Source organism: Maritimimonas rapanae (assembly GCF_057837205.1).
Map to the genome: position 1 here is coordinate 89,972 of NZ_JBYQFI010000002.1, position 18,656 is coordinate 108,627.

Below are 18,656 nucleotides of genomic sequence, written 5' to 3' on the forward strand. Positions count from 1 at the left end.
GAATAGGATTTTATTACTGATGATTTTCTCTTTTTTAATCTACAGTTGTAACACCCAAAACAGAAAAGAAATGCCAGATCATTTATATACCAATTCATTGATTAATGAATCTAGTCCTTATCTATTACAACATGCTCATAATCCAGTAGATTGGTATCCTTGGGGAGAAGAAGCTTTAGACAAAGCCAAAAAAGAAAATAAATTAATCTTAATTTCAATAGGATATGCTGCGTGCCATTGGTGTCATGTTATGGAACACGAAAGTTTCGAAGATACTGCTGTAGCCAAGATTATGAATCAGAATTTTATCAATATAAAAATTGATAGAGAAGAGCGTCCTGATATTGATCAAATTTATATGAGTGCTGTCCAACTCATGACTGGCCGAGGCGGTTGGCCACTAAACTGCATAGCATTACCTGATGGCAGACCTGTTTGGGGTGGCACTTATTTTCCAAAGGAAAATTGGGTAGATGCATTAAATCAGATCACAAAGGTATATAATGAAACTCCAGAAAAAATGGAGGAATATGCCAGTAAATTAACCGCTGGCGTTCAGCAATCTGATCTTATAAAATTAAACACTTCTGAAACTAGTTTTACAAAAATCGAACTAGACACCATTGTAGAAAAGTGGAAAAAATATATGGATTTTGACCTAGGCGGGAGTGTTGGCTCTCCTAAGTTTCCCATACCTAGCAATTTAGAATTTTTATTAAGATACGCCAAACAAACCGATACTAAAGAAATTGATTCTTATGTTAACAATTCATTATCTAAAATGGCAATGGGTGGTATCTATGATCAAGTTGGTGGTGGTTTTGCCCGCTATTCAGTAGATTCTAAATGGCATATCCCTCATTTCGAGAAAATGCTGTACGATAATGGTCAAATGGTTAGCTTATATTCTAATGCTTTTTTAGCAACTAAAAATCCTCAATACAAAACAATTGTATACGAAACCACCACATTTATTGAAAGAGAGTTATTAGATAAATCTAATGGATTTTATTCATCTCTCGATGCCGATAGCAACAATGAAAAAGATGAGTTAGAAGAGGGTGTCTATTATGTTTGGAGCGAGGAAGAGTTAAAGGAATTAATTAAAGATGACTTTGAAATTTTTAAGGATTATTACAATATTACATCAGAATGGAAGTGGGAACATGAAAATTACAATCTACATAGAACTTTGAACGATGCAGATATTGCTAAAAAACATAATTTATCATCAGAAGAGTTATCGGAAAAAGTTAAAAATTGGAAAAATATTCTCTTAAAAGAACGTGAAAAACGTAGTCGACCAAGATTAGATGACAAAATATTAACCTCTTGGAATGCCTTGATGTTAAAAGGCTATGTAGATGCTTATCGAGTGTTTAATGATGATCATTTTTTAGATAAAGCCTTAAAAAATGCCAATTTTCTTATTAAAAATCAGCTTAGAGAAGATGGTGGCCTTTATAGAAATTATAAAAATGGAAAAAGTTCCATTAATGCCTATTTAGAAGATTATTCAACTTTAATAGATGCTTTTTTACAGTTATATCAGGTAACTTTAGATAAACAATGGTTGCAAACTGCAAAACAACTAACTGATTATAGCTTTGATCATTTTTATGATGATAAAAGTGGTATGTTCTACTTTACCTCTAATGAAGATGAAGCTTTAATTGCTCGAAAAATAGATACAGATGACAATGTAATACCGTCTTCAAATTCCATCATGGCAAATAATTTGTTTTTGTTAGGTCATTATTATTACAATAAAAAATATAGTGATACAGCTAAACAAATGTTACACAACATAAAAGATAAAGCTATTCGTTATGGAGCTGGTTCATCAAATTGGTTAAATCTATATTTAAACTATTTAGGAGATTTCTATGAAGTTGCTATTTCTGGAAAAAATGCCTTATCAGTATTAAAGGAATTAGATAAAGAATATATCCCTAATAAATTAATTGTTGGTAGTACAAAAGAAAGCAATCTACCTTTACTTGAAAATAAATATAACGAAGATCAAACAACGATTTATGTTTGTATAGATGGTGCTTGTAAACTCCCTGTAACAGAAACTAAAAAGGCTTTACAGCAGCTTAAAATTAACTTATAATGGAATTATTAACAAGAATTTTAATAGCACTTGTAGCATTATTACATTTCTATTTTATGATTTTAGAAATGTTTTATTGGACAAAACCTAAGGGTATGAAAGCCTTTGGTCTTACAAAAGAACTAGCTGAGCAATCTAAAACATTAGCAGCAAATCAAGGGCTATATAACGGCTTTTTATCAGCAGGATTAATTTGGTCTTTATTCGATAAAAATTATAGTGATCAAATAGCAATTTTCTTTCTAATATGTGTGACCATAGCTGGTATTTATGGGGCTTATTCCACAAAAAAAACAAGGATATTGTTTATTCAATCAATTCCTGCTATTATTGCACTTATTATTATATTAATCAAATAAATTAAATGGAAAAATTACAACCATATTTAGACAAAGGTTTAGATCTTATTGTAGAGTATTCACCAAAAGTAATTACTGCTTTAATTATTTTACTTATTGGGCTATGGTTAATAAAAATCATAACTAAATATGCTCGCAAATTGATGAAAAAGCGCGATTTAGATGAAACTTTACAAAAATTTCTTGGTGATCTACTTAATTGGACATTAAAGGCTCTATTATTTGTAACCGTTATTTCTCAACTTGGTGTTGCAACCTCATCTTTCGTTGCAATATTAGGTGCCGCTGGTTTAGCTGTAGGCTTAGCACTTCAAGGTTCTCTGGCAAATTTTGCAGGTGGAGTCTTAATTATGATATTTAAACCTTTTAAAGTTGGTGATCTTATCGAAGCACAAGGTGAATTAGGTACAGTTAAAGAGATTCAAATTTTTGTAACAAAATTATTGACCCCTGGTAATAAATTAGCAATTATACCAAATGGGATATTATCTAATGGTAATATTGTTAATTATACTGAAGAAGGTAAATTACGTGTTGATCTTACTTTTGGTGTTGCTTACGAAGCCGATATTAAACAAACAAAAGAAGTATTGATGAGTGCTATTAATGCTACTGAAAAAGTTTTAAAAGATCCTACTCCGACTGTAAATGTATCTGAATTGGCTGATAGTTCTGTCAATTTTGCTGTACGGCCTTGGTGTGACCCTGCTGATTATTGGGATGTTTATTTTGGAACTACTGAAAATGTGAAAAAAGCATTAGATGCAGCTGGTATTGAAATACCATATCCACATGCTGTTGAAATTCAGAAAGAAGGTTAAGATTTTTTAACTAAAAATGTATATTTAAAATCTAGAAATTTCCAAAATTAATATTCAAGAAAAAAATGTAACTTTGTATAGTAAAATTTAAATTATGACTCTTATTAGAACACTACTTACTTTAACTTTATTTATAAGTATTGCATCTTTTAGTCAACAGGCTTTTTTAGCTAGTCAAGATGCCTTAAACCCAATATCTGATGGTTATTTAAATTATGTGAATAGCAATAGAGATAAAAATACTAAAATTGACCTTTCAACTGTAAAAGGTTCTCCCTACGAAAGTGAAGAATTTGTTTTGGGAAAGGCTTTAGAATTAATTTCAAAAAATTCAGGTGAATTTTATATGCGTTATAATATTTATAATGATGCTATAGAAATGAAAAAGAATTTATACGACAAGTCTGCTACAGATCTTGTAAAGTCTGAGAATATATATGCAAAAATAAATGATAAGAGATACCACTATAGGAATTATGTTGATGAAGATGGTAATAGTAAATCTGGTTATTTCATTTTAATATCATCTAGAGGTGATAATAAACTTTATTTAAAAAGAACTAAAAAATTTATACCAAAAAAAGAGTCTACTGACCCTTATGGTAGTGGATCTCCAGCATCTTTTAATGATTACAGTAAGTACTATTTTGAAGTTAACAACTCTCTTATATCTATACCAGAAAAAAAGAAGTCTTTTCTTAAATTGTTTCCTGAGAAAAAAGATGATTTGAGTAATTTTATTAAAACTGAAAAAATAAACTTAAAAAAAGAAGACAATCTAGTAAAGCTTTTAAACTATTTTTATTCTGAACAAAAAGAAGGTTAAGATTTTTTTTGAGTTACTATAAAATCCTTTAAATAAAAGGGTTCAAAATAGGCGACATCTTCGATGTCGCTTTTTTTATACTTTTCGAATGATAATTTTGCCATCTCTTTCGAGGAAGGAAAATAATTATCTAAAAAAATTAAATTCTCATGCTCAATTATTTCTTTACATTTTTCGGAACCGTCTCCTAAAAAATATACTTTGTTTTTTTCTAAATATTCTAAGAAGGAATTTTCGTCTATAATTTCAGCTTTCGTTTCTCTTATTTGATTTAATTCTGAATTAAAAACTGCGCTGTACACCTCCATTCTTCTAGCGTCTAATAAAGGAATAATGACTGCTTCACTTTCTACTTCAATTGAATTAGCTAACGCTTCAAGTGTTAAGATTGAAATCAAAGGTTTATCAAGACTATAGCATAACCCTTTCGCAGTAGAAACGCCAATTCGTAATCCGGTATAAGAACCTGGTCCTTTACTAACAGCTATTGCATCTAAATCATTGAAAGAAACATTCGCTTCTTTTACTACTTTACCTATAAAAACATGTAAATTTTCGCCATGAGAATAATTACCATCATTTAACTCTTCTATAGCAATGATTTTTCCATCTTTAGCAAGACTTACAGAACAATTCTTAGTTGCTGTTTCTATATTAAGTATTAAACCCACAGGTTAATTTTTTGCAAATATAGAAAGACCTGTTAAGTATTACATCTTAACAGGGTCTCTCTTTGTTAACTAATTTAAGTTACTCTGTGATTATTGGAATACCATAGTAGAACTCAAGCACTTTAGTTCTAAATACAAAATTATATTTTGCTCTAGTTAAAGAAGCTTGCGCGTTAACTAATCTGTTTCTTACTTGTTCAAAATCAAAAGAATTTGTTGCACCAAGATCATAGCGTTGTTTTGCGTAGTCAAAAGATAATTGTTGTGCTTCAACAGACTTTTGTGCAGCTTCATATTCTTTTAAAGTTGCTTTAGCATTGATATATGCGCGTTCAATAGCTTCTCTTAAAGCACGTTTTTGATCTGATAAATTAACTTTAGCAATCTCTTGATTAATCTTTGCTCTGTTCACATTTGCTTTTACTTGCCCTTTGCTGAAAATTGGGATATTTAAACTAAATCCAAAGTTTTGACCTAAGTTATTATCCAGTTGAGTAAAGAAAGGAAATTGATTGATTGGAGAATTTTTATCGTCCTTAATTCCTTGTTGATGTGTGTAAAATGTACTAATACTTCCGCCAAGTGTTAAAGTTGGCAAGTAATCTGACTTTGCAATTCTTATTCCAGTTTCAGCATTTTCCACTGCAATTTCTGAACTTTTAATATCTGGTTGATTTGTTAAAGCCTTTTCAAAGATTTCATTAGTATTATCATATAATAACGCAACCGAATTAATATCGACTGGAACGTCTTTGACATCAAAACCTTGATTAGGAATTTGCAATAGTTGAGATAATTCTAGTAATGATAAAGCGACATTATTTTCTGCAGTAACTATGGCATTTTCGTCATTAATCTTTGTGGCTTCTACCTCTAATAAGTTTCCTTTAGGTTGAACTCCTTCATCTACCAGTTCTTTTGTTCTATTAAATTGTTCTTCACTAATTTTTAATTGTGCAATTGCAATTTTTAAATTCTCTTTATTAAATAATACATTAAGGTAGGAGTTCACAATATTTAGAGAAATATCATTTTTCATTTTCTCTAAATCTAATAAACTTGCATCATAACTTTTTTTAGATTGAGTGTAAGCATTTTTGATTCTAAACCCATCAAATAAGGTCATTGAAGCACCAATACTAAAATTATTAGAACGATTATCAATAGTAGCCAAACCTATACCTTGAAGAAATCGAGAACCAAAATTGAAGTTTTGCGAGGCAGATCCAGAAACTCCTGGTAAATAATCTCCCTTAGCAGTGTTTATGTCTTCTTTTCTTAAATCGGTTGTAAATTTGGCTCTTTGTACTGAAAGGTTATTTTCTAAAGCGTGGTCGACACATTGTTTAAGTGTCCATTTTTTATCTTGTGCAAATGAAAAAGTAATAACTAAAACAGCTATTACAGTGGTAAGTTTTGTTTTCATGAATGTATTATATTTCACCAAAAACTATATTTATTTGGTTAGTTTTCAATTTTAAATCTCTTATATGACGTTTAAAAGTAAAACTTGTTACATTTTAACACTATTATTAAAATGTTAAAATTTTAACTTTTCGCGATTCTTGTAGATTAAATAACCTACAACAGCAACTAAAATGTAAGGGAAAGCCATTAAATAAATAATTCCAGAATTAACCCCTTCTGCAATTTCTGCATCGCCAGATTCAACTACTGCCTTACACATTGCACATTGCGCTTCAACTAATTGAGCAGAAAATAATAATATTAAAAAAAATATTCTTTTCATGCGTAATAAGGAGAAATCATTAAATATACTATAACACCACTAATGGCTACATATAACCACAAAGGGAAAGTGATTTTTGCTATCTTTTTATGCCTTTCATAATCATTAGTAATTGCTCTTACATACGTTATTAGCACAAAAGGGATAATTATAACTGATAACAAGATATGTGTAATTAAAATAAAATAATATACATATTTAATTGTCCCTTCTCCATCAAAAGAAGTTGAATCAGAAGTCATATGATATGCAATATACATTACTAAAAAAATCACCGAGCAAACAATTGCAGTTTTCATCAATCTTTCATGCAATTTTCTATTATTATTTTTTATAGCCCAAACTGCTACTATCAATATTAGAGCGGTTATCCCATTTATTGTGGCATAAATAGGTGGTAAGAAGGTCAAAGGTTTAGCATTTGGTATTTTTACTCCAAACAAAGCAGCTACTACCAATGGAATAGCTATTGAAAGAATAACGATCCATTTATTATATTTTTTTGTTGAAGTAATTTCTTGACTCATCTATTCTTCCAATAATTTTTGAATATCCTCTTTTAACAATTCTATCTGATCATTCTCTGTTCCTTGATAATACACTATCGGGTTACCGTGTTCATCTCTTCTACAACGGATATATCCTTTTTTATCTATTAAAGCAAAATAACCTTGATGCTCAAATCCGCCTGCAACATCAGGATTAATCTCAGCAAAAATATTTAATCCTTTATTAGACAATTCATAAACCTTATCTTTATTATCAATGGTAAGCATATGCCAGTTTAATGATGTTATCCCGTAATCTTCTGCATACTGTTTTAACACCAATGGTCTATCTGTTTCAGGGTCTATAGAAAAAGATGCTATACCAAAATCATCTCTTTGCCCATATTCTTTTTCTAACTTTAACATATTGCGATTCATAATAGGGCAAATTGTTGGACAAGTTGTAAAAAAGAATTCTACCACATACACTTTATCTTTGTAATCATTATTAGTTATTAATAAACTATCTTGATTGATAAATGCAAATTCTGGCATTTTTCGTTTTTCGTTATTAATGGTTAGATACGAAAGTTTTCCTTCTACCACTTTATTCATTCGGGTATCTTCTACAACAGTTTTATCATTTATTCTATCTACAACTTTTGGAATTGCGTAAATACCAAACACCAATACAATAAATGATATAGCTATGTATGATTTATTCTTCATTTTTTAACCAATCTTTACGTTTTTTTCTATTCTGTTTTAATGCCATTCTATATTCAGCAACTAATACTTTTACATCATCTAGCATTTTATTATGAATAGGAGCTACCGTCTCTGCTGGATATCCATATAAAATACCATTGGGGATATCTTCATCATTTGTTCTTCCACGTAGGTGCATATTCTTATCAACGATAAATGCGTATTTAGAATAGCCGTTATTAGCAATTTGATAGTCCGTTTTAAAACTATTGAATAGCTCCTTTATTTCTTCTGGCTCTCCAAATAAAAACTTCCACCGCCTCATATCTGTAGCAAATGCAACTTTATTTTTGAGTTCTTGTGCCTCTTTCTCCTTTCCTTTTGGGAGTATAACTAAAAACTGAAAGTCATCAAACTGATTAAAACGTTTGTATATTTTTTGATTCAAGTTAAGTGCATTAGTTTGTGATTTGTCTAAATCATCACCTAAAAAACTGACAATAGAAATTTTCCCTTTTAAGGATATATCAGTTCCATCTTCTGAAATTAAATGTGAAACATCACCTATTTCTTTTGTTAAGACCGGAAGTTTTGCAAAGTTATTTGTACCAGTAATTAAAAACAAATACAATGCTAAAGGAAAAAAGAATAGGATAAATAAGACCCAGAATTTTTTATTTTTTAAAAAACTAAACATACTGTGTTAAGCTAAAAAAAGCGGTTTAAAACCGCTTATTTATAAATTATTTGTTATCCCCATCGCAAATATGGAGCTAATTGTTCAAATTTATAGTCACCTTCTATTAATATCAAGGCGGTTAAGTAAACAATTAGAAATATCACTGTCCAAACTATGGCTCTTCTAAACCATGTTTTCTCGTCTTTTAAATGCATAAAGTACCAAGCGATACCGTAGGCTTTTACTAAGGTTAAGATTAAGAATATCCAGTTTAACAAACTAGTTCCTAAAAATTGCGTTAAGTGTAACGATTCTGGTTTATAGATCCCAAAAGCAACTTCAACAATAGTTACAATTGAAAGAAAACCAAAAACTTTCCAAATTAATGCTGTATGTGATCCTGCGTGTGCCATTTTTTAATATCGTGTTTAAACTAAATAGAAGAATGTAAATACAAATACCCAAACTAAATCTACAAAGTGCCAGTATAAACCAACCTTTTCAACCATTTCGTAATGCTTTCTTTTTTCGTAAGTACCTATAATTACATTAAAGAAGATAATCACATTAATTACGATACCAGAAAACACGTGAAAACCGTGAAAACCTGTAATAAAGAAAAAGAAATCGGCAAATAGTGTTTTACCATATTCATTTACTTTTAGGTTTGCACCTCGTACCACACTTTTAGCTTTTGCTAGTAAAGTCTTTGCTTCTTCTTTAGAAACTATAGTTTTCTTCTTAGTACTTAAATCAATCTTCTCTATTCTAAGATTTACATTAGGATTTGCATTAAAACTTTCTACTACTTCAGTTAAAGTATATTCAGGCAATGAAGATTCAGACATAAACCAAACGCCATCATTTCTTCTCAATTGCTCCCTTTCTGAATGATGAGACTTTACAAAATTTTCTAAGGCTATTTGGTGACCTGTTTCATCGGTAAATTGAACTATTTGTCCGTCTGTTAATTCAACTGCTCCGTAAGAACCATTAATAAATGTTTTCCACTCCCAAGCTTGAGAACCAACGAAAATTAATCCTCCAATTATGGTAAGCAGCATGTAAAGAATTACTTTTCCTTTTTTCATGTGATGGCCTGCATCCACTGCCAACACCATCGTTACAGATGAAAAAATTAGTATAAAAGTCATAAATGCCACATAGATCATTGGGTAACTACCATGTGAAAAAGGAATGTGTGTAAATACCTCGTCGGCAATTGGCCAGCTATCTAAAAATTTAAACCGTATCATACCATATGACACTAAAAATCCAGAAAACGTTAAGGCATCAGACATGATAAAGAACCACATCATCATTTTGCCATAACTAGCACCAAAAGGCCTGCTTCCTCCTCCGCTCCATAATCCGCCTTTCGATTCTTCAGTAGCTACAGTTGCTTCCATATAAAGTTGAATAGTTAATTTGGTTATTCAAGATCTTTTTAAGACCTCTTTCTGTTTAATGAGCAAAAGTAAAAAACTTACTCAGATAAACCAACGGTTTAAAATTGTTTTTTAGACTTTCTAAGATATTATTATCTAATATAATAGAAGAATAAAAATAGAAATATCCATAATATATCTACAAAATGCCAGAAAATAGCGCCTAAATCTAAGCCTAAATAGTTGGCAGCACTATAACGGTTTCTAAAATTATTATAGATAACAACTAACAATACAACAAGTCCAACTAAAACGTGAACTAAATGCGCTAGTGATATTACCATTAAAAGCGAAGAAGACACAATGCTTTCTTTACCAGCCATATAGAAACCTGCTTCTCGCAATTCATAAAATCCTTGAACTTGCGAAGCTATAAACCCTAATCCTAGCAATAATGTTAAGATCAAAAATATTGTTGTTTGAGATCGATTGTCTTTTTTTATACCTCTTTTAGCAAGGATAAATGTAATACTGCTTAAAATGATTAAAAGCGTACTAATATATAAAGCCTGAGGCATCTCTAAAGACACCCAATCTTCTCTTTTACTACTAATTACATATGCACTTGTAAGTCCGGCAAACATCATTACCATACTTATCATAGAAATGTAAAGCATATGTTTAGAAGTTCTCTCTCTTAATCTTAATTCCATTTCTATCAATGTAAAAATTTATCAACTACATATATAACTTGCAAAGCTGTAATGTATAGTACACTAGCTAGCATTAATTTTCTAGCAATTATATCTGTTTGCTTCTTGTGCAATTGTATACCGAAGTATAACATATAACCTCCTAATAATAAAACCAATAAAGCGGCAATTGGCGATAAATATAGGCTACCTGTTAATTTAAATACAGGTAAAATAGATATTAAGATCATCCAAACTGTATATAACAAAATTTGTGTTGTAGCTTTGTTATTTTTTTCTCCGGTAGGTAACATGTTGAACCCTGCTTTTTTGTACTCATCGTATCCTAACCAACCTATTGCCCAAAAGTGTGGAAATTGCCAAAAAAATTGAATCATAAACAACATACCTGGTTCTATATCAAATTTTCCAGTAGCGGCTACCCATCCTAACATAAAAGGTATCGCTCCTGGTATTGCTCCAACAAAAACCGATAATGGTGTTACAGATTTTAAAGGAGTATAAACACTTGCATATAAAAAGATTGAAATAGCAGCGAACATAGCCGTTTTAGCATTGATATTGTATAATATCGCAATCCCCGCAAGGGTTAATATCACACCAATAACCATGGCCACATTTACAGACATTCTGCCAGCTGGTATCGGTCTATTTTTGGTTCGCTTCATTAACTTATCAGTATCTTTTTCTATAATCTGATTAAATGTATTTGAAGCTCCTACCATACAATAGCCTCCAATAGTCAACATTATTAAAGTAGGAATATGAATGGTATCTACAGCCAATAAATAACCAGCGATAGATGAAAATACCACGCTAATAGATAAGCCAAACTTTGTTAATTGTTTTAAATCGTCGAACACAGTTGCTATAGAAGTATTTTTTGCAGTAGAACTATATGTAGTTTGCATGTGCTTTTGCTAAAAATCGGATGCAAATATACCCAATAAATCACGATTAACCATGTTAAAAATAAGTCTTTATAAAAACCTCTTACAAAAACTTAAAAAAAGCCTTTGTGATTCGTAGAAATGTATTAAATTTGCCCTCGCATTTGAAAGAAATGTATGTTCTTTTTAAAAGATGTTCTGCGAAAGTAGCTCAGGGGTAGAGCATCACCTTGCCAAGGTGAGGGTCGCGGGTTCAAATCCCGTCTTTCGCTCAAAAATATACCTATGCTCGAGTGGTGGAATTGGTAGACACGCTGGACTTAAAATCCAGTGGACAGTAATGTCCGTATGGGTTCAAGTCCCATCTCGAGTACTTAAAAGCTCTTAATCAGCAGATTAGGAGCTTTTTTATTTTCTAAGGTAGAGTGTTTTAATAAAAGGAATCCAGGTGCGCCCCTCATCTTTAGATCTACCAACAACTACTTCATTTTCTTTTTCAGATAATTGATTATAGATCATTTTGAAAGTGTAAGATGAAGAAGTATCATTCCCGTTTGTAAGTCTAGGAATTGAATCTGCATTACAAAAGATTAATTTTTTATCAGAAACCTTTCCTTTATAGATATCCATTGTACCCGTAGAAAGATTTAAATTTAATAGCTTGTAAACATCTTTATCATCATAACCAAAAGTGTTGCTCATTGAGATAACCTCATCACCTTTAATTATTTCTATCTCTTCAGACATCAGTTTAGCTTTACAGGAAATAGTAGATTTTCCAACACCAACTTTAGTCCAAAAATCTGATTGATACATATAAAGAGCCACATTAAAATTACCTAATAAATAATCTAAACAATTAAGATAATCTTTAGAAGTCTCTTTTTCGTCGGTTGATAAATACCCCAGCATGTTATTAATTTCTGATTTAGTTAAGAAACAGCTTCCTATTACATAAAGACGCCATTAAATAAACTCTGTTACATTTTTTAACATTTGTGAGGGTAAAAAAAGAGTGAAATCTTTACAAATTTGGTAATACCGATAATAATTTACCTAATTTAACACTTGTTCTAAGTCTTTCCAGAATCGAACATATGATTTAGTAACCACATTAGCATCTCGAATAACAATTGGTGTCCTTAGAGCTAAAGGTGCAAATGCCATTGCCATTCTATGATCATTATAGGTTTCGATCTTAATATTAGGGTTTATATTTTTCGAGGATTTTAAATACAAACTCTCTTCTGTAACATGAATACTTGCTCCTAATTTCTGTAGTTCTGTTTGTAATGCTATTAAACGATCGGTTTCTTTTATTTTTAAGGTGTGTAAGCCAGTCAGATTACAAGATATTCCTAATCCAAAACAAGTAACTGCAATAGTTTGAGCAATATCTGGGGCACTAACCAAGTTGTGAGCTAAGGGTTGCGAATCATGAATTGTTCTTTTTCTTAGGACAATCGAATTTTCTTGAAATTCTGTTTCTACACCAAAATCCTCATATATTTCTGTTAAGCAAGAATCTCCTTGTAAACTATTTTTTTTATAAGATGATAGTTTAATAACTGTTCCTATTTCGCTCATAGCTACTAAGCTGTAATAATAAGAAGCAGAACTCCAATCAGATTCCACTACAATAGTCGTATCATCGATTTCCTTTTGAGGAAAAACTTTAATTTTATTTTTACTCCATTGTGTTTTAACACCCAACTGATTGAGTAATGCAAGTGTCATTTCTAAATAAGGTCTCGAAGTAATTTCATCTAACAACTCTACTTCTAAACCATTTTCAAGCTTAGGAGCAATCAATAATAACGAAGAAATATATTGACTACTCACATTACCAGGTATTGAAACCTTATCCTTTCTAATTTCTTTCCCTCTAATTCTTATCGGTGGATAACCATCTTTATTTTCGTAAGTAATATCAGCATCAAGCATTTTTAACGCCTCTACTAAAACTTTTATTGGCCTGTTTTGCATACGTTCAGAACCTGTTAAAACAACTTCACTATCCTTCTTAACCGAAAAATACGATGTTAAAAAGCGCATTGCTGTACCCGCATGACCAATATTGATAATTTCTTTAGTTGAATTTAATGCGGCTTGTAGGTGCTTTGTATCATCTGAATCTGATAAATTCTTTAGTTGAAAGTCTGGAAACCATTGTTTTAAAATCAACAACCTATTCGATTCACTTTTAGATCCAGAAACTTGAATTTTAGCATTCTTAATTTGCTTGTCTGTATAGTCTAAGTATAAATCCACAGAATTAAAAAGTGTTAATTTTTATTACTAATTTTAGCTTCCTATTCAACTAACCAAATATTATGAAAAAACTTACTTTATTCTTTGTTAGTATTCTATTTCTAACAAGTTTTTCGATCAACGCCCAAAAGTACAAAAGAAAAAAACAAACAAACACTACTAAATTCGATCAAAAATTCTATGATGCTGTCCAATGGAGAAACATTGGTCCATTTCGGGGTGGCAGAAGTGGTGCAGTAACTGGTGTTTCTGGCAAAGCAAACTTGTTTTATATGGGTTCCACTGGTGGAGGTATCTGGAAAACTACAGATGCTGGTAATACTTGGGAAAATATTTCTGATAAATTTTTCGGAGGTTCTGTAGGATCTGTAGCTGTTAGCGAATGGGATAATAATGTTATCTATGTAGGTAACGGTGAAAAGACTGTACGTGGTAATGTATCTTCTGGTGATGGTATTTGGAAATCTGTAGATGCTGGTAAAACTTGGAAACATATTGGTTTAAAAAATTCTCGCCACGTACCAAGAATACGTATACATCCTAAAAACCCAGATATTGTTTATGCAGCTGTTTTAGGTGACCTCTATAAGTCATCTGATGAAAGAGGTGTGTATAAATCTATTGATGGCGGAACCACATGGAAGAAAGTTTTATTTGCAAATAATGATGCTGGAGCAATTGATTTGATAATTGACCCTAATAATTCTAGAGTTTTATATGCTAGCACGTGGAATGTTAGAAGAACTCCATATAGTTTATCAAGTGGTGGTGAAGGCTCTGCTTTATGGAAAAGTATTGATGGCGGTGAAACTTGGGCAAACATTTCTACAAACGAAGGCTTGCCAAAGGGCATTTGGGGAATTAGCGGGGTAACTGTTTCGCCTGTAAATTCTGATATAGTTTGGGCACTCATCGAAAATAAAGATGGTGGCGTTTATAAATCTACAGATGCGGGTAAAACATGGAAATTGATAAATAAAGAACGTAAGCTTCGTCAACGTGCTTGGTATTACACTCGTCTATATGCTGATACACAAGACGAGAATATTTTATATGTTCTAAATGTTAGATATCATCGTTCAACGGATGGTGGTAAAACTTATAAAACATTTAATGCTCCACATGGTGACCATCACGATCTTTGGATCGCTCCAGAAGACAACCAACGTATGATTATTGGTGATGATGGAGGTGCACAAGTAAGTTTCGATGCTGGTACTAATTGGACTACATATCATAATCAACCAACCTCTCAGTTCTATAGAGTAACTACAGATAATCACTTTCCATATCGTATTTATGGTGCACAGCAAGATAATTCTACAGTAAGAATTTCGCATCGTTCTAACGGAAGATTTATTACCGAAAAAGATTGGGAAGCTACCGCTGGAGGCGAAAGTGCTCATATAGCTGTTGACCCAACTGATAATGATATCGTTTATGGCGGTAGTTATGGCGGATTTTTAACTAGAGTAAATCATAAAACTAATGAAGTGCGCGCAATCAATGTTTGGCCCGATGATCCTATGGGACATGGAGCTGAAGATTTTAAATATCGTTTTCAGTGGAATTTTCCGATATTCTTTTCTCCTAATAATCCTAAAAAATTGTATGCCGCTTCTAATCATTTACACGTAACAACTAACGAAGGACAGTCTTGGGAAATTATAAGTCCTGACCTAACCAGAAATGACCCTAAAACATTAGGCCCTTCTGGTGGCCCAATTACTAAAGATAATACGGGTGTTGAATATTATGGAACCATTTTCGCTGCTGCTGAATCACCATATGAAAAAGGATTGATTTGGACAGGCTCTGATGATGGCTTAGTACATATTTCAAAAAACGGTGGAGATGATTGGACGAATGTAACCCCTAAAAATATGCCTGAATGGATGATGATAAACTGCATAGAAATTGATCCGTTCAACAAAGGAGGTGCTTATCTAGTTGGTACAAAATATAAAACCGGTGATTATAGACCTTATCTTTATAAAACCACAGATTACGGTCTAACCTGGAAAAAAATTACCAATGGAATTGGCGACGAAGATTTTACCAGAGCCTTAAGAGCTGATCCTAAACGTAAAGGTTTATTATATGCTGGTACAGAGAGAGGTATGTATGTAAGTTTCGATGATGGAGCCAGTTGGTCAAAATTTCAATTAAACCTACCCATAGTTCCTATTACTGATTTAGCAATTAAAAACGATAATTTAATTGCTGCAACACAAGGACGTTCTTTTTGGATGATAGATGATCTGACACCATTACATCAAATGAAAAATGATTTATCAAATCAAGATTTCTTTGTGTTTAAACCCATTAATAGTTACCGTATGAATGGAGGAAATGGCGCAACTTCAAAAACGCAAGGGCAAAATCACAATGGAGGAGTGACCGTGAATTTTTATGTAAAAGACACAGCCAAAGCTGATACAATTTCTTTATCCTTTTTAGATAAAAATAGAAATTTAATAAAGAAATATTCAACCCATCCTGATAAAGAAAAAAAAGAGGAAAAACTTAAAGTAGAGCCAGGGAGCAATCAGTTTAACTGGAATATGGTATATCCTGACGCAGAAAAGGTAAAAGGTATGATCTTATGGTGGGCTTCTTTAAGAGGACCTAAAGCTTTACCAGGAAATTACATTGTAGAATTATCTAAAAATGGTAACTCAAAATCTCAAGAATTTACTATTTTAAAAGATCCAAGAAGTGAAGCTACAGAAGATGATATGAAGGCTCAATTTGACTTTATGATTTCTGTTAGAGATAAAATGACAGAGATACACAAAGCTTTAAAAAATGTAAAAAAAGTAAAAAATCAAATAGCTCAATTAAAGAAGTCTATAACTGATAAAGATAAATACAAAGAGTTGCTAGATTTTGCCTCTAAAATATCTAAAGATGTTACTAAAATTGAAAATAATTTATACCAAACAAAAAGTAAGAGTAATCAAGATCCTTTAAATTTCCCCATAAAACTAAATAATAAATTAGGGCATTTAAATTCATTATCATCTATAGGTAATTATAGACCTACAGATCAGGCTATTGCTTTTAAAAATGAAATTACGAAACAGATTGATAAAGAGTTAGCAGATTTATATAAGATATTCGATAATGATGTTAAAGAACTCAACAAGAAAGTAAAAGAAAGTGCAATAGATTTAATTCAATTAAATAAATAATAAAAAAGAGGGCTTGTGTAAGCCCTCTTTTTTATTTCATATTTCTATTAATTATCCACATTCCGTAGGCAACACTTATAATTAATTTTGTTGCAAAGAAGCGCACCCAATTACCATTGGCAAAATTTTTAGCAACAATGGCTTCAGTATCAAACTTTAAAATATCTGAAAAACTATTTATTAATAGTGATATAATAATTAAAAGAATAAAAAACATCGAAGCTATTCTTAATGTATGCTTCCAAAAAAGTGGTGTTTTAATTTTCTCTACAAAAGTCATATTATTTTAATTTTTCATTATTGTGATGTCTGTTGTGGTCTCTTTTTGCCTTTATATCTAATTTCTTATTAAAAGCTTCTTGCAGGTCAACTCCTGTTTGATTTGCAAGACACAACACCACAAATAAAACATCTGCAAGCTCTTCACCCAGGTCTTTATTCTTGTCGGATTCTTTTTCACTTTGCTCTCCATAACGTCTTGCAATTATTCTTGCCACCTCACCCACTTCTTCGGTAAGTTGAGCCATATTTGTGAGTTCATTAAAGTAGCGAACTCCATGATTTTTAATCCATTTGTCTACAGCTAACTGCGCATTTTTCACATCCATATCAAGCTATATTTTCTTCTAATTCTGGTTTCTGTTCTTTATCAAATAATGAGAATATTATAACAATTAATGTCCCAAAAACTATAGAAACATCTGCCATATTAAAAATTTCGGTATCAAAAAAACCAAAATCTACATACATAAAATCGGTAACCGAGCCATGAACAATTCTATCGAAGATATTACCTATACCGCCGCCAACGATAAAACAAAAACCAAAAATCACTTCTTTGGTATACTCTTTTTTTATCAATAGCATACCCAATAAAATAAGTAATACAACAGCAGGAATTATTTGTAAAATTATCATTTTAGCTACTGGGCTTAAGTTTGAGCCCCAACTATAAGCAGCACCCGAATTTTCTACTTTGGTAAGTATCAAATTATTCTTAATTACTTGTATCCGTTCGTTAGGAGATATTTTTTCTCTAACTATATGTTTGGAGATCTGATCGCAACTAATATTTAAAAATATTAATGCTAAAATAAGTACGATTCTAGTAACGGGACTTACTTTCATTATGCTTAAAATTCGATTGGCTCAAAGGTAGGTTAAAAATTTTGTTCTTGGTATTTCTTCAGCTCCTAAACTAGCTAAATGTTCGTTATATACCTGGCAGTCAATTAGCTTATAATTCTCTTCTTTTAATCTTCTTACCAGATAAATAAATGCAATTTTTGAAGCATTTGAAACTTTACTAAACATACTTTCGCCACAAAAAACAGAGCCGAGATCAACTCCATACAGTCCTCCGACCAATTCATCATGTTGCCACACCTCAACCGACTTTGCCCAACCAATTCGATGCAACTCTATATAGGCTAGCTTCATTTCATTAGTTATCCAAGTTCCGTTTTGATCTTTACGATTTATGGTTTTACAGTTTTGTATAACTGATTCAAAATCTTGATTAAAGGTAATTCTAAAATCTTCTTTTCGAAGAATTTGCTGCATACTCTTTGAAACTCTTAATTTATCGGGAAACAAAACCATTCTAGGGTTTGGGCTATACCATACAATAGGATCACTATCAGAAAACCAAGGGAAAATGCCACTTTTATAAGCCAGTTGCAAGCGTTCAGTCGATAAATCACCTCCTATAGCTAAAATTCCTTCTGGAGTAGCTTCATTAACATGTGGAAACCATATTTTATCAGATAATAAATACATTCT

At 31.5% G+C, this 18,656-nt stretch carries 21 protein-coding genes and 2 tRNA genes; 7 read left to right on the forward strand and 16 right to left on the reverse strand.

What is annotated here, in order from left to right; genetic code table 11:
- Window positions 1–70: 70 nt before the first annotated feature.
- The 4 genes from AC3IF2_RS10395 (at window position 71) to AC3IF2_RS10410 (ending at window position 4,122) form a co-directional block, all read left to right on the forward strand.
- The gene (locus tag AC3IF2_RS10395; protein WP_489167073.1) at window positions 71–2,116 is read left to right on the forward strand and encodes a thioredoxin domain-containing protein; all 2,046 of its coding nucleotides are present in this window, start codon (window positions 71–73) and stop codon (window positions 2,114–2,116) included.
- Window positions 2,116–2,475, forward strand: coding sequence for a DUF1304 domain-containing protein (locus tag AC3IF2_RS10400; protein ID WP_489167075.1), 360 nt, complete (start codon window positions 2,116–2,118; stop codon window positions 2,473–2,475). The genes AC3IF2_RS10395 and AC3IF2_RS10400 overlap by 1 nt, the downstream gene beginning before the upstream one ends.
- A 5-nt stretch (window positions 2,476–2,480) precedes the next feature.
- On the forward strand, window positions 2,481–3,296 hold the full coding sequence (locus tag AC3IF2_RS10405) for a mechanosensitive ion channel family protein (RefSeq protein WP_489167076.1): 816 nt from the start codon (window positions 2,481–2,483) through the stop codon (window positions 3,294–3,296).
- 94 nt (window positions 3,297–3,390) lie between these two features.
- Window positions 3,391–4,122: a hypothetical protein gene (locus AC3IF2_RS10410; RefSeq protein ID WP_489167077.1), complete on the forward strand. Its 732-nt coding sequence runs from the start codon at window positions 3,391–3,393 to the stop codon at window positions 4,120–4,122.
- On the opposite strand, the gene tsaB is transcribed toward AC3IF2_RS10410, so the two are convergent.
- The 10 genes from tsaB to cyoE all read right to left on the reverse strand — a co-directional run bounded on the left by tsaB (window position 4,119) and on the right by cyoE (window position 11,430).
- On the reverse strand, window positions 4,119–4,793 hold the full coding sequence (gene tsaB, locus AC3IF2_RS10415) for a tRNA (adenosine(37)-N6)-threonylcarbamoyltransferase complex dimerization subunit type 1 TsaB (protein WP_489167078.1): 675 nt from the start codon (window positions 4,791–4,793) through the stop codon (window positions 4,119–4,121). The genes AC3IF2_RS10410 and tsaB overlap by 4 nt on opposite strands.
- Before the next feature lie 79 nt (window positions 4,794–4,872).
- The gene (locus AC3IF2_RS10420; protein WP_489167079.1) at window positions 4,873–6,219 is read right to left on the reverse strand and encodes a TolC family protein; all 1,347 of its coding nucleotides are present in this window, start codon (window positions 6,217–6,219) and stop codon (window positions 4,873–4,875) included.
- A 114-nt stretch (window positions 6,220–6,333) separates the two neighbouring features.
- Window positions 6,334–6,543, reverse strand: coding sequence for a hypothetical protein (locus AC3IF2_RS10425; protein ID WP_489167080.1), 210 nt, complete (start codon window positions 6,541–6,543; stop codon window positions 6,334–6,336).
- The gene (locus AC3IF2_RS10430; protein WP_489167082.1) at window positions 6,540–7,070 is read right to left on the reverse strand and encodes a DUF420 domain-containing protein; all 531 of its coding nucleotides are present in this window, start codon (window positions 7,068–7,070) and stop codon (window positions 6,540–6,542) included. Before AC3IF2_RS10430 ends, AC3IF2_RS10425 begins: the two co-directional genes overlap by 4 nt.
- A complete protein-coding gene (locus AC3IF2_RS10435; protein WP_489167083.1) occupies window positions 7,071–7,760 on the reverse strand; it encodes an SCO family protein in 690 nt (229 codons plus the stop codon).
- On the reverse strand, window positions 7,750–8,436 hold the full coding sequence (locus tag AC3IF2_RS10440; protein ID WP_489167085.1) for a hypothetical protein: 687 nt from the start codon (window positions 8,434–8,436) through the stop codon (window positions 7,750–7,752). The genes AC3IF2_RS10435 and AC3IF2_RS10440 overlap by 11 nt, the downstream gene beginning before the upstream one ends.
- Before the next feature lie 53 nt (window positions 8,437–8,489).
- Window positions 8,490–8,831, reverse strand: coding sequence for a cytochrome C oxidase subunit IV family protein (locus tag AC3IF2_RS10445; protein ID WP_489167086.1), 342 nt, complete (start codon window positions 8,829–8,831; stop codon window positions 8,490–8,492).
- 15 nt (window positions 8,832–8,846) lie between these two features.
- Window positions 8,847–9,827 carry a cytochrome c oxidase subunit 3 gene (locus AC3IF2_RS10450; protein WP_489167088.1) on the reverse strand — a complete coding sequence of 327 codons (981 nt, stop codon included), beginning with the start codon at window positions 9,825–9,827 and terminating at the stop codon, window positions 8,847–8,849.
- A 131-nt stretch (window positions 9,828–9,958) separates the two neighbouring features.
- Window positions 9,959–10,519 (reverse strand): cytochrome c oxidase subunit 3, encoded by a 561-nt coding sequence (locus AC3IF2_RS10455; RefSeq protein WP_489167090.1) that lies wholly within the window; start codon window positions 10,517–10,519, stop codon window positions 9,959–9,961.
- A gap of 5 nt (window positions 10,520–10,524) precedes the next feature.
- On the reverse strand, window positions 10,525–11,430 hold the full coding sequence (gene cyoE / locus AC3IF2_RS10460) for a heme o synthase (protein ID WP_489167091.1): 906 nt from the start codon (window positions 11,428–11,430) through the stop codon (window positions 10,525–10,527).
- 179 nt (window positions 11,431–11,609) lie between these two features.
- On the opposite strand from cyoE, the gene AC3IF2_RS10465 reads away from it, so the two are divergent.
- A tRNA-Gly gene (locus AC3IF2_RS10465) sits at window positions 11,610–11,681 on the forward strand.
- Window positions 11,682–11,696: 15 nt separating this feature from the next.
- Window positions 11,697–11,782, forward strand: a tRNA-Leu gene (locus tag AC3IF2_RS10470).
- 35 nt (window positions 11,783–11,817) lie between these two features.
- Here AC3IF2_RS10470 and AC3IF2_RS10475 read toward each other — a convergent pair.
- Both AC3IF2_RS10475 and AC3IF2_RS10480 read right to left on the reverse strand, forming a co-directional pair.
- Window positions 11,818–12,321 (reverse strand): hypothetical protein, encoded by a 504-nt coding sequence (locus tag AC3IF2_RS10475; RefSeq protein ID WP_489167093.1) that lies wholly within the window; start codon window positions 12,319–12,321, stop codon window positions 11,818–11,820.
- Between the two features lie 144 nt (window positions 12,322–12,465).
- The gene (locus AC3IF2_RS10480) at window positions 12,466–13,680 is read right to left on the reverse strand and encodes a 3-phosphoshikimate 1-carboxyvinyltransferase (protein ID WP_489167095.1); all 1,215 of its coding nucleotides are present in this window, start codon (window positions 13,678–13,680) and stop codon (window positions 12,466–12,468) included.
- A 62-nt stretch (window positions 13,681–13,742) separates the two neighbouring features.
- On the opposite strand from AC3IF2_RS10480, the gene AC3IF2_RS10485 reads away from it, so the two are divergent.
- Entirely contained in the window at window positions 13,743–16,874 is a 3,132-nt protein-coding gene (locus tag AC3IF2_RS10485) for a VPS10 domain-containing protein (protein ID WP_489167097.1), read from the forward strand.
- Between the two features lie 31 nt (window positions 16,875–16,905).
- Here AC3IF2_RS10485 and AC3IF2_RS10490 read toward each other — a convergent pair whose 3' ends face one another.
- The 4 genes from AC3IF2_RS10490 to aat are packed head-to-tail and all read right to left on the reverse strand — an operon-like array spanning window position 16,906 to window position 18,653.
- Window positions 16,906–17,154 (reverse strand): hypothetical protein, encoded by a 249-nt coding sequence (locus AC3IF2_RS10490; RefSeq protein ID WP_489167099.1) that lies wholly within the window; start codon window positions 17,152–17,154, stop codon window positions 16,906–16,908.
- Window position 17,155: 1 nt separating this feature from the next.
- Complete coding sequence (locus AC3IF2_RS10495; protein ID WP_489167101.1) at window positions 17,156–17,482, reverse strand: nucleotide pyrophosphohydrolase; 327 nt, start codon at window positions 17,480–17,482, stop codon at window positions 17,156–17,158.
- Between the two features lies 1 nt (window position 17,483).
- Window positions 17,484–18,002: a signal peptidase II gene (lspA, locus tag AC3IF2_RS10500; protein ID WP_489167103.1), complete on the reverse strand. Its 519-nt coding sequence runs from the start codon at window positions 18,000–18,002 to the stop codon at window positions 17,484–17,486.
- A 21-nt stretch (window positions 18,003–18,023) separates the two neighbouring features.
- Window positions 18,024–18,653, reverse strand: coding sequence for a leucyl/phenylalanyl-tRNA--protein transferase (gene aat / locus AC3IF2_RS10505; protein ID WP_489167105.1), 630 nt, complete (start codon window positions 18,651–18,653; stop codon window positions 18,024–18,026).
- Window positions 18,654–18,656 lie beyond the last annotated feature (3 nt).